We start from the raw sequence: 14,851 nt of genomic DNA, 5'->3' as shown, positions 1-14,851 counted from the left end.
CCCATGAGTGAGTCAGCGGCCACCCGGGCTGCCATGATGTCCGCCGTGCGACACAGCGACCAGGAAGACGTCGAGGAACGCCCGAGCCCGGGCGCCCTGACCGTCGTCTCCGAACTCGCTGCCGGCGCGGCCGTCGCACTTGGCACCTACGGCGGTGCGCTCCCGTTGGCCCTCGCGCTGATCGCCTGCGGCGTTGCCGTCGCGTGGGGCTGGCCGATCCTGCTGGATCTGCCTCGCCCACCGGGCAGTTCGGCTGTCCTGCTCGCCGGACTGGTCGGCATCGGCATCGTCGAACTGCTCGCGCCCCGTTCGCACGGCCTTCGTTGGCTGACGACGGCGCTCGCGATCGGTCTGATGGTGGCGTTCCTGCACGAACTCCTTCGCAGTGATGGTCGGCGTTCACTGACTCTCTCGATCGCAGGCGCGGTGTTCGGGCTTGCCGTGCTCGCCGTCGGCGCGTTCCACCTGAGCACCCTGGTCGAGTTCGACGCGAAGTTCGTCACCTACGCGGCCTGTCTCGGCGCGGCCGTCGGTGTGGTCGTCGATTTCTTCCTCGGCGGCCGGACGCTGGGTGAATGGTCGCTGCCGATCAGTCTCCTGCTGGCCGTGGCGGCCGGAGCCGCACTCGGCGTGCTCAGCGAAACCCCTTGGAACGCACCGATGCTCAGTGCGCTCGCCGCCTGCGGCATTGCACACGCCTTGCGTCGCGTGGTGGGCTCACTGCCACGCGCGTCCGAGGCGCCGGCCGCGGTCGCCCTCGGCGCGGGGAGCGTCCTGGTGGTCGGGATCGTGCCGTTCGCCGTGGTCTGGGCCCTGACCCGCTGAGCGGGCACCGTTCGGCGAAGGGTCAGTGGTTGGCGACCCGCTTGAGTTCGGCGGACACGTGGCTCTGCAACGGTTCACCCATCGCTGCCATGTCCATGGCCCACATCAGATTCGAGTTGACGTAGCCGTACATCCGGGCGCCCGCGGAGTACTCCTTGGCGCTCGGGCTGCGCAGCACACCGTCGGTGCGAAGTTCTATCTTCGCAGGGGACGTGCGGCCGTAGTACAGCTCGACGACGCCGAACGGGTGGGTGAGCAGCAGCTCGACCTCGTTGTCAGGCAGCGGACGCCAGAATCCGAGCTCGGTCGCCAGCGGACGCACCTTGTTGCCCTCCTGATCCAGCAGCCAGGTACGGCTGTGCCACTCCAGGAAAGGGCGGCCGTCGTGGAAGCAGTGGATCTCCTGGCCGAAGTTCGCGGACTCGATGGTCGGGTAGCCGACCACGCCGGCGCCCTCCCAGCGTCCGATGAGCCAGGCCAGGGGAGCCAGGTCGCGCGGCATGTCGGGGTCGATCTCGATCGGCATGAAGGTGCCTTCCTCGGTCGTGGTTCTGAAGAGTGTTGCTTCAGTTACTGCAGCGGGTTGGTGGAGGCGCTGTAGTTGCTGAAGTCGTCGTTGGCGACGGCCGCCCCGAGGCGCTTGATCTTCGCTTCATCGGCGATCACGATCGACCCGGCCCTCGGGTCACTTCCCAGGCCGGTGAACGGCGCGGTGTAGAAGGTGACGCCGCTCATCCGTAGGTTGCGCAGACTGAGGCCGATGCTCTGCACCTGCATGTCCTCGTCGACCCGAAGATTCTTGTCGGCGGTGAGGTCGTCGACCATCTTGTTGAGCTTGACCGGGTTCAGCAGGGTGCCGGCCTTCAGCGTCTTGGCCATCACGGCCTTGATCCAGGCCTGCTGGTTGCGTCCGCGGTCGATGTCGCCTTCTCGCAACTGGTAGCGCTGGCGGACGAATCTGAGAGCCTGCTCGCCGTCCATGTGATGCCGGCCGACTGTCCAGGTCTGCCTGCCGTCGTTGTACTGCTGCGGCACGTAGACGTCGACACCACCGACGGTGTTCGTCAGTTTGCCGAATCCCTCGAAGCCGATCTGAGCGGCGTGGTCGATCTTGACGCCGAGCAGGTTCTGAAGGGTCAGGATGAGCAGCTTCTCGCCACCGTACGCGTACGCCGCGTTGATCTTGTTCTTGCCGTGCCCGGGGATGGACACGTAAAGGTCACGCGGGAAATGGATGACCTGGACGCTCTTGCGGTCGTCGCTGATGTGCACCAGTTGGATGACATCGGATCGGCTGGAGTCGTTGAGGTCCTTACTGCGAGAGTCGGAACCCATCAGCAGGATGTTGAGGGCCTCGCCCGCCTCGGATTTGCGCGTCGGCTGGCCGGCATCGTCCGGGATCATGTCCGACCGCTGGATGTTGTTGTCGAGTTTCCAGTTCAGGTACGCGGCGAACCCACCCACTGCCAGCGCGCTGATCACGAACATCGTCAGCAGGGTCAGACAACCGACCTTCAGGCAGCCGGCCTTCTTCTTCGGCTCCTCGACGTCGTCAGGCTCGTCGTGAGCAGCGGGGTCCGCCTCGTCGAACGGGCCTTCGCCGGCGCCTGCGGCCACCGCACGGTGGCGTCCCCGAGAGTCACGGGGCGTCAACCGGTCGTCGCGGTCGGCGTCGCCGGACAGGCGGTCGCTTGCGGGTCCGGTGGGCTCGTTCGGGTCGGTCATGGTCGCCAGTCTAGGCAGGCGCACGCGGACGTACGCTGAACACGTGAACGCTGCGAAGCTCGACGATTACCGCTCCCCGCTCCTGGATCGCCCGAAGGCGGTCGAGGCCGACGGGCTCGACGCCGGCGTGGCGGCGCACTACGGCGACCCGATGCGTGAACAGCGACTGTTGGAGGCGAGGCAGGCCCTGGTCGACCTGAGCAACCGGGGCGTGGTCACCGTGAGCGGGCCAGATCGTCGCAGTTGGTTGCACTCGATCACCACGCAGAAGCTGGACGACCTGCAGCCGGCAGTGAGTACCGAGTCGCTGGTGCTCAGTCCACACGGTCATGTCGAGCACGACCTGCACCTGATCGACGACGGGGAGACCATCTGGATCACCGTGGAGCCGGGCACCGCCGAGGCGCTGGTGACCTGGTTGCGGTCGATGCAGTTCATGCTCCGCGTCGAGGTGGCCGACCGCAGCGCCGATTTCGCGGTGCTCGGCGACCCGTCGACAGAGGCGGTCGACATGCTTGCCTGGGTGGACCCGTGGCCCGACCTCGGCCCGGACACGGCTGCCTACTGCGACGTCGAGCCGCACCCGGCGTTCGGTCGCGCGTGGCGTGAACTGATCGTCCCGCGCGATGAACTGGAATCCGTCGTGGGTGAACGGGCGCTCGCGGGCACCTGGGCGGCAGAGGCGTTGCGGGTGAGCCAGTGGCGTCCGCGGCACCTGGTCGACACCGACCACCGCACGATTCCGCACGAGTTGGATTGGCTGCGCACTTCGCTGCATCTGCACAAGGGGTGCTACCGCGGCCAGGAGACCGTCGCGCGGGTACACAACCTCGGCAAACCACCGCGCCGCCTCGTCTTCCTGCATCTCGACGGTTCGGGCCACGTATTGCCCGACCCCGGCGCCGAGTTGTTCGCGCCCGCGAACGAACGGGCCGTCGGACGACTGACCTCGGTGGCCCGTCATCACGAGGAAGGGCCGATCGCGCTGGCCGTCGTCAAGCGCAATGTGCCGGTGGAGGCCGTGCTGCGCGCGGGCGATGTGACTGCGGCGCAGACGCCGATCGTGCGGGCCTGACGACACAGCCCCACCGGTGTGACTCGTCTCACGCTTGCTCTGGCTTGCAAAGTGCTAACTGCAGCAAGCATAATGAAGACATGACTCCGAACCCCGTCAGCGATCTCGGCGGTTACCTCAAGGACCAGCGCCAGCAGGCGCAGTTGTCCTTGCGGCAGCTGGCCGAACGCTCGGGAATCTCCAACCCCTACCTCAGCCAGATCGAGCGGGGACTGAAGAAGCCGAGCGCGGAGATACTCCAGTCGCTGGCCAAGGGTTTGCGGATCTCGGCCGAGCAGTTGTACGTGCAGGCCGGATTCTTGGACGAAGCAGGCGAGACCGAGACGCTGATCGACACCCGTGTGGCGATCAAGTCCGACCCGCTCCTTTCGGACAAGCAGCGCAAGGTTCTCCTCGATCTTTACGCATCGTTCACCGAGGACTGATCCGCCGGCCGCATCGGCAGCACATACTCCAGATAACCGAACCGGAAGGAGTGGCCATGGCCACCAAGTTCGACCTCAAGAAGTCCATCACCGCAGCCACCCCGCTGTACGCCGCCGTCGGCGCTGCGGACACGGTCTACACCACCGTCCGTGACCGTGCGCTGACCGTCGGTGCCGAGCTCAAGCCGTCCGCCGTGCAGGTTCGCTTCACCAAGCAGATCGCCGATGTCCGCGAACAGGTCGAGGCGCTGCCCGCGACCGCGACCAAGGTCATCGACGACGCCAGCATCGAGGCCGGCGACCAGTACGCCACCCTCGCCAAGCGCGGCGAGAAGGTCGTGAAGTCGCTGCGCAAGCAGGTCGACGGGATCGAGAACACCGCGCGCCAGCAGGCCAAGGACGTTCGCAGCACCGCTCGCAAGACCGCCAAGGACGCGCAGACCACCGCCGTCTCGACCCTCGCGGCCGGCCGCAAGGACGCCGCCAAGGTCGTCGCCGACGTCGCCGGCAAGGTCGAGGACGAGGCTCGCGCCGAGGTCCGCAGCAACGCCGCCAAGGAGGGCGCTGCCACCAAGCGTCCGGCGCGCAAGACCGTCGCCAAGAAGGCCACTGCTCGCAAGACCACGGCCCGCAAGGCTCCGGCCACGAAGGCTGCTTCGGCGAACAGCAACGCCTGAAGACAACTGACCCTGCTCGGCTGAGCAGAAACGACGAAGCCCCCACCTCGCCCCGGTGGGGGCTTCGTCGTTAGCCTCGCCTGCGTGACTCAACGATCGCAGCAAGCACTCTCCGAAGCCCCCATCGTCGCAGTCGTCGAACGCAGTGGATTCGTGGAGTCGGTGCACCGCGGCATCGTCGTGGCCGTCGACGCGCAGGGCTCGGTGCTGTTCGAACGAGGTGACGCGAGCGCGCCGCACTTTCCCCGCTCGTCGAACAAGCCGATCCAGGCGCTCGCGATGGTGCGGTCCGGACTCGACCTGCCCGCCGACCTGCTGGCGCTGGCGAGCGCCAGTCATTCGGGTGAGGATTTCCACCTCGACGGCGTGCGCCGCATCCTTGCCGGCGCCGGCCTTTCCGAGGACGACCTGCAGAACACCCCCGATCTGCCGTACGACGAGCAGGCCAGGCGCGAATGGCTCGCGGCCGGCCACGAACCGACGTCCATCGCCCAGAACTGTTCGGGCAAACACGCTGCGATGCTCGCCACGTGTGTGGTGAACGACTGGGACACCGCCACGTATCGGGACCCGTCCCATCCGTTGCAGGTCGCGATGGCGGACGCGCTCGCCGACCTGTGCGGCGAGTCCGTCGCCGCGACCGGGATCGACGGTTGCGGGGCTCCGGTTATGGCGGTTTCGCCGCTCGGTCTCGCGCGTGCGTTCGGCCGCCTTGCGGCCGCCACGGACGGTCCGGAACGTGTTGTCGCACAAGCGATCCGCGAGTTCCCCGAGTTTCTGGGTGGCACCCGACGCGACGTCACCGATCTGATCCGCAGCGTCCCGGGGCTGGTGGCCAAGGACGGTGCCGAGGCGGTCTACGCGATCGGGCTCCCGGACGGTCGTGGAATGGTCGTCAAGATCGCGGACGGCGGCCAGCGGGCCCGTCCGGTGGTTGCCGCAGCGGCACTGCGCGAGTTGGGGGTGGAAGCAGAGGTGCTCGAACGTCTTGCGAGCGCGCCGATCCTCGGCCACGGGCAGCCGGTCGGTGCGGTGCGGGCGGTCTGATGCGGGCAGTCCTGCAGCGGGTTACCCACGCGGAAGTGACTGTCGAAGGGGAGACGGTCGGTGCCATCGATCGTCCCGGTCTGGTGGCGCTGGTCGGTGTCACCCACGAGGACGGTGCCGAACAGGTCGCCGCGATGGCTCGCAAGATCGGCGAGCTGCGCATCCTCGCCGACGAGCAGTCCGTGCTGGACGCCGGTGCGCCAGTGCTGGTGGTCTCGCAGTTCACCGTGTACGGCAGCACCCGCAAGGGTCGACGTCCCTCTTGGAGCGCAGCCGCCCCCGGCCCGGTCGCCGAACCCCTCATCGAGGATCTCGTCGCCGCGCTGGTTGCCGCCGGGGTTGAGGTCGCCACCGGACGTTTCGGCGCGATGATGCAGGTGTCGCTGGTCAACGACGGACCGTTCACCGTCGTCGTCGACGTCTGAGCGGCGGACATCGGCGACGTTCGACGTTTAGGCTGGTGACGTGCTCGAACCTCTTTTTCGCATCCAGTCCACCGTCGCGCTGCTGCTCGGCCTCGCCCTGATGGCCACCACGGCCTTCGCTTTCGTCGATGCGCTGCGTCGCCGCGAGGATGCGTTCCGAGCCGCCGACAAGATGACCAAGCAACGCTGGTTGTTGATCACGGGCCTGGCTGCGGTATTCGCGCTGTTGGTGATCCAGTCACCGCTCAACCTCTTCGGCATCATCGCGATCGTGGCTGCCGGGGTGTACCTCGCCGACGTCCGTCCGGCGTTGCGACAGGTCGAGTCCCGCCGCGGTGGCGGTTCCCGCGGACGATGGTGAGCACCCGCACCTGCATCCTGCCGACGTCCGAAGGCGGCATCGAGTACCTGCTGGTCGGACGTGACGAACCAGTCACCGTCTTCGCCCACGGGCTCGCAGGCTCGATATCGACCACGCGCCCTTTCGGCTCCGGCATGCCCGGACGCCAGGCGTACTTCCACTTCCGCGGCCACGGTGCCTCGTCCTCGCCAGAATCGGCGTGGACCTACACCGCGCTGGCCGACGAACTCGACGCTGTGGCCACGCACGTCGGCGCCACCCGGGCGTTGGGCGTCAGCATGGGAGCCGGCGCGATCGCTCACCTTCTCGAGCGGGTGCCCGACCGCTTCGAACGCATTGTGCTCGCGCTGCCTGCCGTGCTTGACACACCCCGCACCGACGTCGCCCTCGAGCGATTGCTGGAGATGGGCCGGTTCGCCGACGAGCACGACGTCGACGGTGTCTTCGAGTTGTTGCTGCTGGAACAGCCGGGGGAGCACCGGGACGATCCCGTCGTGCGTAACTGGTGTATGGACCAGGCACACACGATCGTCCGGACAGACGTGTCCCGTGCGTTGCGGACGATCCCACACGCGACCGCGGTGCACGACCGTCGATCACTGCAGGCGGTGCAGGCGCAGGTGCTCGTGCTCGGCCAGGAGGACGATCCCGCGCACCCGCTGTGGGTCTCGCGTGAGATCGCCGACCTGATCCCGAACGCCCGGCTCGAGGTGCTCCCACCAGGCGGGATCCTGTGGAGTCATCGGGCTCGCGTACGAGAGCTCGTGCGAGACTTCCTCGCATGATCGTCCGGCTCGAACCACGCATCCGGGATTACGCGTGGGGGTCGCGCACGGCGCTGGCCGAACTGGCCGGACGGCCCTCGCCGACCGAGTCCCCCGAGGCCGAGATGTGGATGGGTGCACACGAGGCGTCGCCCTGCGTCGTCGGTCACCACGACGACCGCACAACGTTGGACAAGCTCATCGCTGCCGACCCGATCGGCATGCTCGGTGAGACGACCGTGACTCAGTTCCAGCGTCGACTGCCGTTCCTGCTCAAGCTGCTCGCACCGGAGCAGGCGTTGTCGATCCAGGCGCATCCCAGCCGTGAGGAAGCGCTGACCGCGCCCACCGGCACCTATGTCGACAACTGGCCGAAGCCGGAGGCCTGGCTCACGGTCACCGAGTTCGAGATGTTCGCCGGGACGCTCGCCTTCGACGAGATCCGTTCCGCGGCAGGGGAACTGCAGTGTCAACGGTTCGGGGAATTGATCGAGGCCGCGGCCGGCTCGGGCGTCAAGCAGTTGCTCCGGTCGATCCTGCAGGCCGAGGAGTCGGTTCAGCGCGAGCTCACCGAAGAGGTCGTCCGGGCATGTGGTGACCGACGAGACCACCCGCACTACGAGGCCATCCACCGCATTGCCGCCCAGTTCCCCGGCGACGTCGGCGCGGCGGTGCTGCTGACCATGAGGCACCACGTCGTGCCCGCGAACAGTTACGTGTTCCTGCCAGCAGGAGTGCTGCACGCCGCAGTGCACGGGGTGACGGTCGAGATCCTCGCCAATTCCGACAACGTCGTCCGAGCCGGCCTGACTCCCAAACGCATCGACATCACCGAACTGCTCCGTATCGTCGACGTCCACCGCCCCGTTGTGGTGGAGGAACCGCCGTCGGGTGTTCGAGTGCACAGCTTCCCGGTCGATGTGCCGTATTTCCAACTGCACCAAGTGAACCCGGGTACACAACTTGAAGAGGTACCAGGACGTAACAAGCCGCGCATCGTGCTCTGCATCGGAGGAACGATCACGCTCGACGACGGCGTCGAGCAGATCGAGTTGGGTCCGGCACAGTCGTGTTTCGTTCCGGCATCCGTCGACCACCTGCACTGCTCGGGCGACGGCACCGCGTACGTGGCGACCACCGGACTCGTGGGCTGATCACCTCCGATTCGGGGCGACCGCAGACCACTCCACGCTGAGTTCGCCGAGCCTGTGGCGACTGCGCCCGTGCAGGACGGGCCAGCCGTCTGCACGGACGGTGTCGACCGCCGCCAGGAAGCGTTGCCGGGCACCGAACGAACCGTGCGGCGCAGCCGTCGCCCACGCACGGTCGAAGGTCCGCACAAACTCGTGGATCGGTTCACCCGGCACGTTGCGGTGGATCAGTGCCTTGGGCAGACGTTCGGCGATCACCGACGGTGTGTCCAGCCCCCCGAGCCGCCAGGAGAAGGTCAAGCTCAGCGGTGAGCGACGGTCGAGCGTCACCCAGGTGGCCAGTCGCCCGACCTCGTCGCAGGTCCCGTCGACAAAGATCCCGGTCGGTGAAAGACGTTGTTGCACAAGGCTCCACGAAGACTCCACCTCGGACTCGTCGTACTGGCGCAGCACGTTGAACGCGCGGACCACGTCGACCTTCCCGTCCACCGGCAGCTCGAATCCGCCGATGCGGAAGCTGAGCGTGTCGTCCTGTAGGTGCTGCGCCGCGCGCACCCTGGCGGGGTTGATCTCGACTCCGACGACCCGGACGTCCGGGCGTACGGCGCGGAGCCGGTCGCGTAGTTCCACGGCGGTGACCGGTGATGCGCCGTACCCGAGATCCACCACCAGGGGCGCGCCGAGCGGGGCCGTCAGGCGATGTCGCTGGGTGGCCACCAGCCACCGGTCGCACCGGCGCAGGCGATTGGGGTTCGTGGTGCCGCGTGTGATCGCGCCCACCGGACGTGCAGAGGCCACCCGCTCAGCCTAGATACGAGCTCACTCAGGCGGTGGTCGACTGGGTGCGAGCCCCGTGGGGCGAGCGCCGCGACCGAGACCACGACCGGACGACTTTCGCGGGTGAGAGACTGAGCCGCATGACCGAGTCCAGCGGATGCCCGGTGCAGCGGGTGGCGATGATCAGTGTCCACACCTCGCCGCTCGACCAGCCCGGTACGGGCGACGCGGGCGGGCTCAACGTGTACGTGGTGGAGACCGCGAAGCGGCTGGGTGCGCGGGGCGTCGAGGTCGAGATCTTCACCCGTCGAACGTCCGCGAGCCTGGCGGAGGTCGTCACCCTCGCACCCAACGTGATCGTGCGACACATCGACGCCGGGCCGTACGAGGGTCTCGACAAGGAGGATCTGCCCGGACAACTGTGCGCGTTCGCGGCGGGAGTGATGCGATTCGTCGCCATCAGCCCGGAGGGGCATTACGACCTGGTCCACTCCCACTACTGGCTGTCCGGTCAGGTCGGCTGGCTGGCCGCCGACCGGTGGAACGTGCCGCTGGTCCACACCATGCACACGATGAGCCGCGTCAAGAATCGTGCTCTCGCAGCAGGCGATCGGCCCGAACCCAAGGGTCGCGAGATCGGCGAGGAGCAGGTCGTCAAGGTGGCCGGTTGGTTGATCGCCAACACCGATACCGAAGCCCGCGAACTCGTGGAGTTGTACGACGCCGATCCCGAACGGGTCCGCGTCGTGCCCCCGGGCGTCGACCTCGACGTCCTCAGGCCGGCCGGCAAGTCGGCGTGCCGCCGCGAACTGGGGCTGCCCGAGGACGCCGATGTGCTGCTGTTCGTCGGACGCATCCAGCCGCTCAAGGCCCCGGACGTGCTGGTCAAGGCCGTCGCGAGGATGATCGAACGCGAACCGGAGCGCCGCGGTCGGACAGTGGTCGCGATCCTCGGCGGTCCGAGTGGCAGCGGGCGGGAGCGTCCCCGTGCGCTGCAGGCGATGGCGCGCGAACTCGGCGTCGCCGACGTCGTGCAGTTCGTGCCTCCGCAGAGCCGCACCGAACTCGCCCGCTGGTTCGCGGCGGCCGACCTGACCGTCGTGCCCTCCCACTCCGAATCCTTCGGCCTGGTCGCGATCGAGTCCATGGCGTGCGGCACACCGGTGGTCGCTGCGAACGTCGGTGGGCTCCCGACGGCAGTGGGCGACGGGGGTGTGCTGGTCGACTCGCACGATCCCAACGAGTGGGCGTCGGTGCTCGCCGGCCTGCTGGACGACGACGAGAGGCGGAAAACAATGACCGACAACGCGATTGCGCGGGCCCGCGAGTTCTCCTGGGATGCGACGACCGACAAGCTGTTCGACGTCTACCGGCACGCCTGTGAGGCGCCGCCGCGGCCGTATGACACGCACCTCGACTTCGCGACGGTGCCGACTGCGGTAGTGCCGTGAGCCTGCGCGACGACGTCGCGGCGGTCCTGGAAGGGGTCCTGGCCGACAACGAACTGGAATGGGAGGCCGGGGTCAACGACGGCGAGTACGTCGTCACCCTCCCGGGGGAGAAGAAGCTGAAGACGGTCACGTCCCTCACGGTCGGTGAGAACGACCTGATCACAGCCGCATTCGTCATCAGGCAGCCTGATGAGAACCACCTCGACTTCTACACGTTCCTGTTGCGCCGCAACCTCAAGCTGCCAGGTCTCGCGTACTCGATCGATTCCTCCGGCGACGTGTACGTCGGCGGACGCGTCCCGCTCGCCGCCGTCGACGAGACCTACCTCGACAAGCTGCTCGGTGCCGTCCTGCGCGCAGCGGACGAGCCCTTCAACGACCTGTTGGTGCTCGGCTTCCTGACCTCGATGAAGAAGGAATGGGAGTGGCGAATTTCGCGCGGTGAATCCACCCGCAACCTCGAGGCGTTCAAGCACCTGCTGGCCTGACCACGGCACGTATGTCGGTGGTTAGGCTGGAGTCATGACCTACACACTCGTGCTGCTGCGTCACGGCGAATCCGACTGGAACGCCAAGAACCTCTTCACCGGCTGGGTCGACGTCGACCTCACCGAGAAGGGCCGCTCCGAGGCCGCGAACGGCGGCAAGCTGTTGAAGGAAGCAGACGTCCTGCCCGACGTCGTGCATACCTCGCTGCTGCGCCGCGCGATCACGACCGCCCACCTCGCCCTCGACGTCGCCGACCGTCACTGGATCCCGGTGAACCGGTCGTGGCGCCTGAACGAGCGTCACTACGGCGCCCTCCAGGGCAAGGACAAGAAGGCCACGCTGGAGGAGTTCGGCGAGGAGCAGTTCATGACCTGGCGCCGGTCGTTCGACACCCCGCCGCCGCCCATCGAGCCCGGCGCCGAGTTCTCCCAGGACGGTGACCCGCGGTACGCCGATCTCGGCGATGACGCGCCGCGCACCGAGTGCCTGAAGGACGTCATCGAGCGCTTCCTGCCGTACTGGGAGGGCTCGATCATTCCCGACCTGAAGGACGGCAAGACCGTTCTGGTCGCCGCTCATGGCAACAGCCTGCGCGCGATGGTGAAGCACCTCGACGGGATCTCCGACGACGACATCGTCGGCCTCAACATCCCGACCGGAATGCCGCTGGTCTACGAACTCGACGAGCATTTCAAGCCCACCGTCAAGGGCGGAAAGTACCTCGACCCCGAGTCCGCGAAGGCGGCTGCCGAGGCGGTCGCCAACCAAGGCCGCTGAAACGTAAGTCCGCAGAACGCGCGCGTCAATTCGCCGGTTCTGCGGACTTTCGGCGTGTGTCAGCTGCCTTCGTACTTGTAGCCCAGGCCGCGGACGGTGACGATCACCTTCGGGTTGCCCGGGTCTTCCTCGATCTTCGCGCGCAGCCGCTTGACGTGCACGTCGAGCGTCTTGGTGTCACCGACGTAGTCGCTGCCCCAGACGCGGTCGATCAGCTGACCCCGGGTGAGCACGCGTCCGGCGTTGCGCAGCAGCAGCTCGAGCAGCTCGAACTCCTTGAGCGGTAACGAAACCGGCTCGCCCTGAACACTGACCGTGTGGCGTTCGACGTCCATGCGCACCGGTCCGCTCTGCAGGGTGGCGGGCATGAGCTCCCCGGTGTCCTGGCCACGGCGCAGCACCGCCTTGATGCGGGCGAGCAGTTCGCGGGAGGAATACGGCTTGGTGACGTAGTCGTCCGCGCCGATCTCGAGCCCGACGATCTTGTCGACCTCGCTGTCCTTGGCGGTCAGCATGATGATCGGCACGTTCGCCTTCTGCCGGATCACCCGGCACACCTCGGTGCCGGACATTCCGGGCAGCATCAGGTCGAGCAGGACGAGGTCGGCGCCCTTGCGATCGAAGTCGAGCAGCGCGTCCGGTCCGGTCTCCGCGACCGACACCTCGTAGCCCTCCTTGGACAACAGGTAGGACAACGGGTCGGACAGCGACTCCTCGTCCTCGACCAGCAGGATGCGCGTCATGGGGTGACCTTTCGGGCTTCGTCGACCGGTCGGTCGATCGTTGTTTCGGAGGGTTCGGGATGTGCGGCCGGCAGCCGGATGGTGAAGGTCGAGCCGTGGCCCTCCTCGGACCACGCGGTGACCTCACCGCCGTGGTTGGCGCAGATATGTTTGACGATGGCAAGGCCGAGCCCCGTGCCGCCGGTGCGTCGCGACCGGGCGGCGTCGACGCGGTAGAAGCGTTCGAAGACGCGCTCGATCTCGCCGGCCGGGATGCCGCTGCCTTGATCCTTCACTGCAACGGTGACCAGGTCGGGCGAGCCCTTCACGGCGACGTCCACCCGCGTGCCGCTGCCGGAGTAGTTGACTGCGTTCTCGATCAGGTTGCGCACGGCGGTGGTGATCAGGTCGGGGTCGCCGAACACCTCGGCGCGGTTGCCCTCGTCGTGCGCCTGAATGCCGATATTGCGTTCGTCGGCCATCAGCCGCATATGCTCGATGGCCTCCGCGACGCACTCGCGCACGTCGACGCGCTGCGGATCGTCGAGGGTCTCTGCGACCTGCAACCTGGAGAACTCGACGATCTCCATGACCAACCGGTTGATGCGGTCGGCCTCGGTGCGCATCCGCTTGGTGAACCGGTGCACCGCCTCCGGATCGTCGCGAGCATCGTCGATGGCCTCTGACAACAGACTGAGTCCGGCGACGGGAGTCTTGAGTTCGTGACTGACGTTGACCACGAAGTCACGCCGGGTCTCCTCGACGCGTCGCAGCTGCGAGCGGTCGTCGAGCAGGATGAGGACGTGGTCGTCGGACAGTGGCGTCACCCGCACCCCGAGCACCAGGCGTCCGGCGCCGTTGAGTCCGCGGGTCAGGTCGAGTTCGAGTTCGTGCAGGTCCTTGTCTCGCCGAGACGTGCGCACGAGGGTGCGCAGTTGCTCATGCACGATCTCTTGCCCGCGGACGAGGCCCAGCGCCGCTGCGGACGGGCTCGCCCGCACCACGCGGTCGCTGGCGTCGACGACCAGCGAGACCGAGCGCAACGCATCGAGGATCTCGGCGGCCTCCGGGGCGATCGGCTCCGGGTTGGTGTGCGTGGTGGCGATGCTCTTCGCGGAGGTCTCGGCAGTCCGACGTCTGGCGGCCGACCAGCCGATGACGAGGCCCACGCACAGGGCGCTCAGGGCGATTAGGACCTCCAACACGCGGCCCAATGTACGGGGTCGGTGAAGCGTCGTCGGTGCTGGTCAGACGCGTACGACTGCGAGCCATCGGCCGTTAACCTGCGCGTTTGTCGCCGTTCACCGCGGCCTGCGACCCTCAGCGAGTCGCCGGTCTGGGGCACAATGGGCCACGACCGGTGAAGCCGGTCGAGGCCGGCAAAACCGCCCGTCCATCTCGGCTTCTTTCGAGTTCACCCCGAAGCAAGGATTCCCCAAGCATGCGCAACGCCTTCCACGACGACCTCGATCGTGTTTCCGATCAGCTCGTTCACATGACCGAGATGGTCGGTACTGCGATGAAGCGCGCCACCGACGCACTCGTGAACACCGACCTCGGCGTGGCCGAGAGCGTCATCGCTGCGGACGACGACATCGACACCGTGCGACGCCAGGTCGACGACCTGGCGGTCGACCTGCTGGCCCGTCAGCAGCCGGTGGCCACCGACCTGCGGATGGTCGTCACCGCCATGCACATGGCATCTGACATCGAGCGGATGGGCGACCTGGCCCGCCACATCGCGAAGATCGCCCGGATGCGTTACCCGAAGCAGGCCGTTCCGCAGGAAGTGCTGCCGCACATCACCTCGATGTCGGAGTGCGCGATCGACCTGGCGAAGAAGACCGGCGAGGCGATCGACAGTAAGGACGTCCACGCAGCGCAGGAGATCGAGCGCCTGGACGACCGCATGGACGACCTGCACCGGCAGATCTTCGCCGCCCTGCACAGCGAGGGCTGGAACCACCCGACCGAGACCGCGGTCGACGTCACGCTGCTGTCGCGCTACTACGAGCGATTCGGCGACCACGCCGTCGCCGTCGCGGACCGCATCGTCTACCTGGTCACCGGCCGGTACGGCGACCCGGACGAGGGCCTGGAGCGCTGACATTCTCCGGCGCCTTCTGCGCCATGGACCAGCCTCTGCAGAATCTGCAGGGG

The 14,851-nt window shown here is 67.3% G+C and carries 18 protein-coding genes; 13 read left to right on the top strand and 5 right to left on the bottom strand.

Annotation, left to right across the window (positions count from 1 at the left end; translation table 11 throughout):
* Positions 1-3 precede the first annotated feature (3 nt).
* Positions 4-825, top strand: coding sequence for a hypothetical protein (locus tag FB459_RS16580; RefSeq protein WP_141929273.1), 822 nt, complete (start codon positions 4-6; stop codon positions 823-825).
* Between the two features lie 22 nt (positions 826-847).
* Here FB459_RS16580 and FB459_RS16575 read toward each other — a convergent pair whose 3' ends face one another.
* Both FB459_RS16575 and FB459_RS16570 read right to left on the bottom strand, forming a co-directional pair.
* The gene (locus tag FB459_RS16575; protein WP_141929272.1) at positions 848-1,351 is read right to left on the bottom strand and encodes a heme-binding beta-barrel domain-containing protein; all 504 of its coding nucleotides are present in this window, start codon (positions 1,349-1,351) and stop codon (positions 848-850) included.
* A gap of 44 nt (positions 1,352-1,395) precedes the next feature.
* The gene (locus FB459_RS16570) at positions 1,396-2,550 is read right to left on the bottom strand and encodes an LCP family protein (protein ID WP_141929271.1); all 1,155 of its coding nucleotides are present in this window, start codon (positions 2,548-2,550) and stop codon (positions 1,396-1,398) included.
* Between the two features lie 43 nt (positions 2,551-2,593).
* Between FB459_RS16570 and ygfZ the strand changes: the two genes are divergently transcribed.
* The 8 genes from ygfZ to manA all read left to right on the top strand — a co-directional run bounded on the left by ygfZ (position 2,594) and on the right by manA (position 8,478).
* Complete coding sequence (gene ygfZ, locus FB459_RS16565) at positions 2,594-3,625, top strand: CAF17-like 4Fe-4S cluster assembly/insertion protein YgfZ (RefSeq protein ID WP_246092505.1); 1,032 nt, start codon at positions 2,594-2,596, stop codon at positions 3,623-3,625.
* Between the two features lie 80 nt (positions 3,626-3,705).
* Positions 3,706-4,050 carry a helix-turn-helix domain-containing protein gene (locus FB459_RS16560; protein ID WP_141929269.1) on the top strand — a complete coding sequence of 115 codons (345 nt, stop codon included), beginning with the start codon at positions 3,706-3,708 and terminating at the stop codon, positions 4,048-4,050.
* Between the two features lie 56 nt (positions 4,051-4,106).
* Positions 4,107-4,727, top strand: a complete 621-nt coding sequence (locus FB459_RS16555) for a hypothetical protein (protein ID WP_141929268.1) — start codon at positions 4,107-4,109, stop codon at positions 4,725-4,727.
* Positions 4,728-4,811: 84 nt separating this feature from the next.
* Positions 4,812-5,774 (top strand): asparaginase, encoded by a 963-nt coding sequence (locus FB459_RS16550; RefSeq protein ID WP_141929267.1) that lies wholly within the window; start codon positions 4,812-4,814, stop codon positions 5,772-5,774.
* A complete protein-coding gene (dtd, locus tag FB459_RS16545; protein WP_129624611.1) occupies positions 5,774-6,199 on the top strand; it encodes a D-aminoacyl-tRNA deacylase in 426 nt (141 codons plus the stop codon). Before FB459_RS16550 ends, dtd begins: the two co-directional genes overlap by 1 nt.
* Positions 6,200-6,239: 40 nt before the next feature.
* Positions 6,240-6,560, top strand: coding sequence for a DUF2516 family protein (locus FB459_RS16540; RefSeq protein ID WP_239701062.1), 321 nt, complete (start codon positions 6,240-6,242; stop codon positions 6,558-6,560).
* Positions 6,554-7,345, top strand: a complete 792-nt coding sequence (locus FB459_RS16535) for an alpha/beta fold hydrolase (protein WP_141929266.1) — start codon at positions 6,554-6,556, stop codon at positions 7,343-7,345. The genes FB459_RS16540 and FB459_RS16535 overlap by 7 nt, the downstream gene beginning before the upstream one ends.
* Positions 7,342-8,478: a mannose-6-phosphate isomerase, class I gene (gene manA, locus FB459_RS16530; protein ID WP_141929265.1), complete on the top strand. Its 1,137-nt coding sequence runs from the start codon at positions 7,342-7,344 to the stop codon at positions 8,476-8,478. Before FB459_RS16535 ends, manA begins: the two co-directional genes overlap by 4 nt.
* Here manA and FB459_RS16525 read toward each other — a convergent pair whose 3' ends face one another.
* A complete protein-coding gene (locus tag FB459_RS16525) occupies positions 8,479-9,273 on the bottom strand; it encodes a methyltransferase domain-containing protein (RefSeq protein ID WP_141929264.1) in 795 nt (264 codons plus the stop codon). It abuts the gene before it with no gap.
* Positions 9,274-9,392: 119 nt separating this feature from the next.
* On the opposite strand from FB459_RS16525, the gene mshA reads away from it, so the two are divergent.
* Genes mshA through FB459_RS16510 form a run of 3 tightly spaced genes read left to right on the top strand, consistent with a single transcriptional unit; the run spans position 9,393 to position 11,969 of the window.
* Positions 9,393-10,703: a D-inositol-3-phosphate glycosyltransferase gene (gene mshA, locus FB459_RS16520; protein WP_141929263.1), complete on the top strand. Its 1,311-nt coding sequence runs from the start codon at positions 9,393-9,395 to the stop codon at positions 10,701-10,703.
* A complete protein-coding gene (locus FB459_RS16515; protein ID WP_141929262.1) occupies positions 10,700-11,191 on the top strand; it encodes a type III secretion system chaperone family protein in 492 nt (163 codons plus the stop codon). Before mshA ends, FB459_RS16515 begins: the two co-directional genes overlap by 4 nt.
* 34 nt (positions 11,192-11,225) lie before the next feature.
* Positions 11,226-11,969, top strand: coding sequence for a phosphoglyceromutase (locus tag FB459_RS16510; RefSeq protein ID WP_141929261.1), 744 nt, complete (start codon positions 11,226-11,228; stop codon positions 11,967-11,969).
* Between the two features lie 59 nt (positions 11,970-12,028).
* Here FB459_RS16510 and FB459_RS16505 read toward each other — a convergent pair whose 3' ends face one another.
* Together FB459_RS16505 and FB459_RS16500 are read right to left on the bottom strand one after the other, a co-directional pair.
* Positions 12,029-12,712: a response regulator transcription factor gene (locus tag FB459_RS16505; protein WP_141929260.1), complete on the bottom strand. Its 684-nt coding sequence runs from the start codon at positions 12,710-12,712 to the stop codon at positions 12,029-12,031.
* A complete protein-coding gene (locus tag FB459_RS16500) occupies positions 12,709-13,896 on the bottom strand; it encodes a sensor histidine kinase (RefSeq protein ID WP_246092503.1) in 1,188 nt (395 codons plus the stop codon). Before FB459_RS16500 ends, FB459_RS16505 begins: the two co-directional genes overlap by 4 nt.
* Positions 13,897-14,132: 236 nt before the next feature.
* Between FB459_RS16500 and phoU the strand changes: the two genes are divergently transcribed.
* Entirely contained in the window at positions 14,133-14,798 is a 666-nt protein-coding gene (phoU, locus tag FB459_RS16495) for a phosphate signaling complex protein PhoU (protein ID WP_141929259.1), read from the top strand.
* The last annotated feature ends 53 nt before the right edge of the window (positions 14,799-14,851 follow it).

It is taken from the genome of Yimella lutea (assembly GCF_006715095.1).
Taxonomy (GTDB): domain Bacteria; phylum Actinomycetota; class Actinomycetes; order Actinomycetales; family Dermatophilaceae; genus Yimella; species Yimella lutea.
This window is presented reverse-complemented; position numbering and strand designations above follow the sequence as displayed.

Bases quoted from the DNA above. Each gene is read 5' to 3' on its own strand.
- FB459_RS16555 (WP_141929268.1), top strand. From the start codon at position 4,107: ATGGCCACCAAGTTCGACCTCAAGAAGTCCATCACCGCAGCCACCCCG.
- FB459_RS16505 (WP_141929260.1), bottom strand. From the start codon at position 12,712: ATGACGCGCATCCTGCTGGTCGAGGACGAGGAGTCGCTGTCCGACCCG.
- FB459_RS16560 (WP_141929269.1), top strand. From the start codon at position 3,706: ATGACTCCGAACCCCGTCAGCGATCTCGGCGGTTACCTCAAGGACCAG.
- FB459_RS16510 (WP_141929261.1), top strand. From the start codon at position 11,226: ATGACCTACACACTCGTGCTGCTGCGTCACGGCGAATCCGACTGGAAC.
- FB459_RS16580 (WP_141929273.1), top strand. From the start codon at position 4: ATGAGTGAGTCAGCGGCCACCCGGGCTGCCATGATGTCCGCCGTGCGA.
- manA (WP_141929265.1), top strand. From the start codon at position 7,342: ATGATCGTCCGGCTCGAACCACGCATCCGGGATTACGCGTGGGGGTCG.
- FB459_RS16535 (WP_141929266.1), top strand. From the start codon at position 6,554: ATGGTGAGCACCCGCACCTGCATCCTGCCGACGTCCGAAGGCGGCATC.
- phoU (WP_141929259.1), top strand. From the start codon at position 14,133: ATGCGCAACGCCTTCCACGACGACCTCGATCGTGTTTCCGATCAGCTC.
- dtd (WP_129624611.1), top strand. From the start codon at position 5,774: ATGCGGGCAGTCCTGCAGCGGGTTACCCACGCGGAAGTGACTGTCGAA.
- mshA (WP_141929263.1), top strand. From the start codon at position 9,393: ATGACCGAGTCCAGCGGATGCCCGGTGCAGCGGGTGGCGATGATCAGT.
- FB459_RS16570 (WP_141929271.1), bottom strand. From the start codon at position 2,550: ATGACCGACCCGAACGAGCCCACCGGACCCGCAAGCGACCGCCTGTCC.
- FB459_RS16575 (WP_141929272.1), bottom strand. From the start codon at position 1,351: ATGCCGATCGAGATCGACCCCGACATGCCGCGCGACCTGGCTCCCCTG.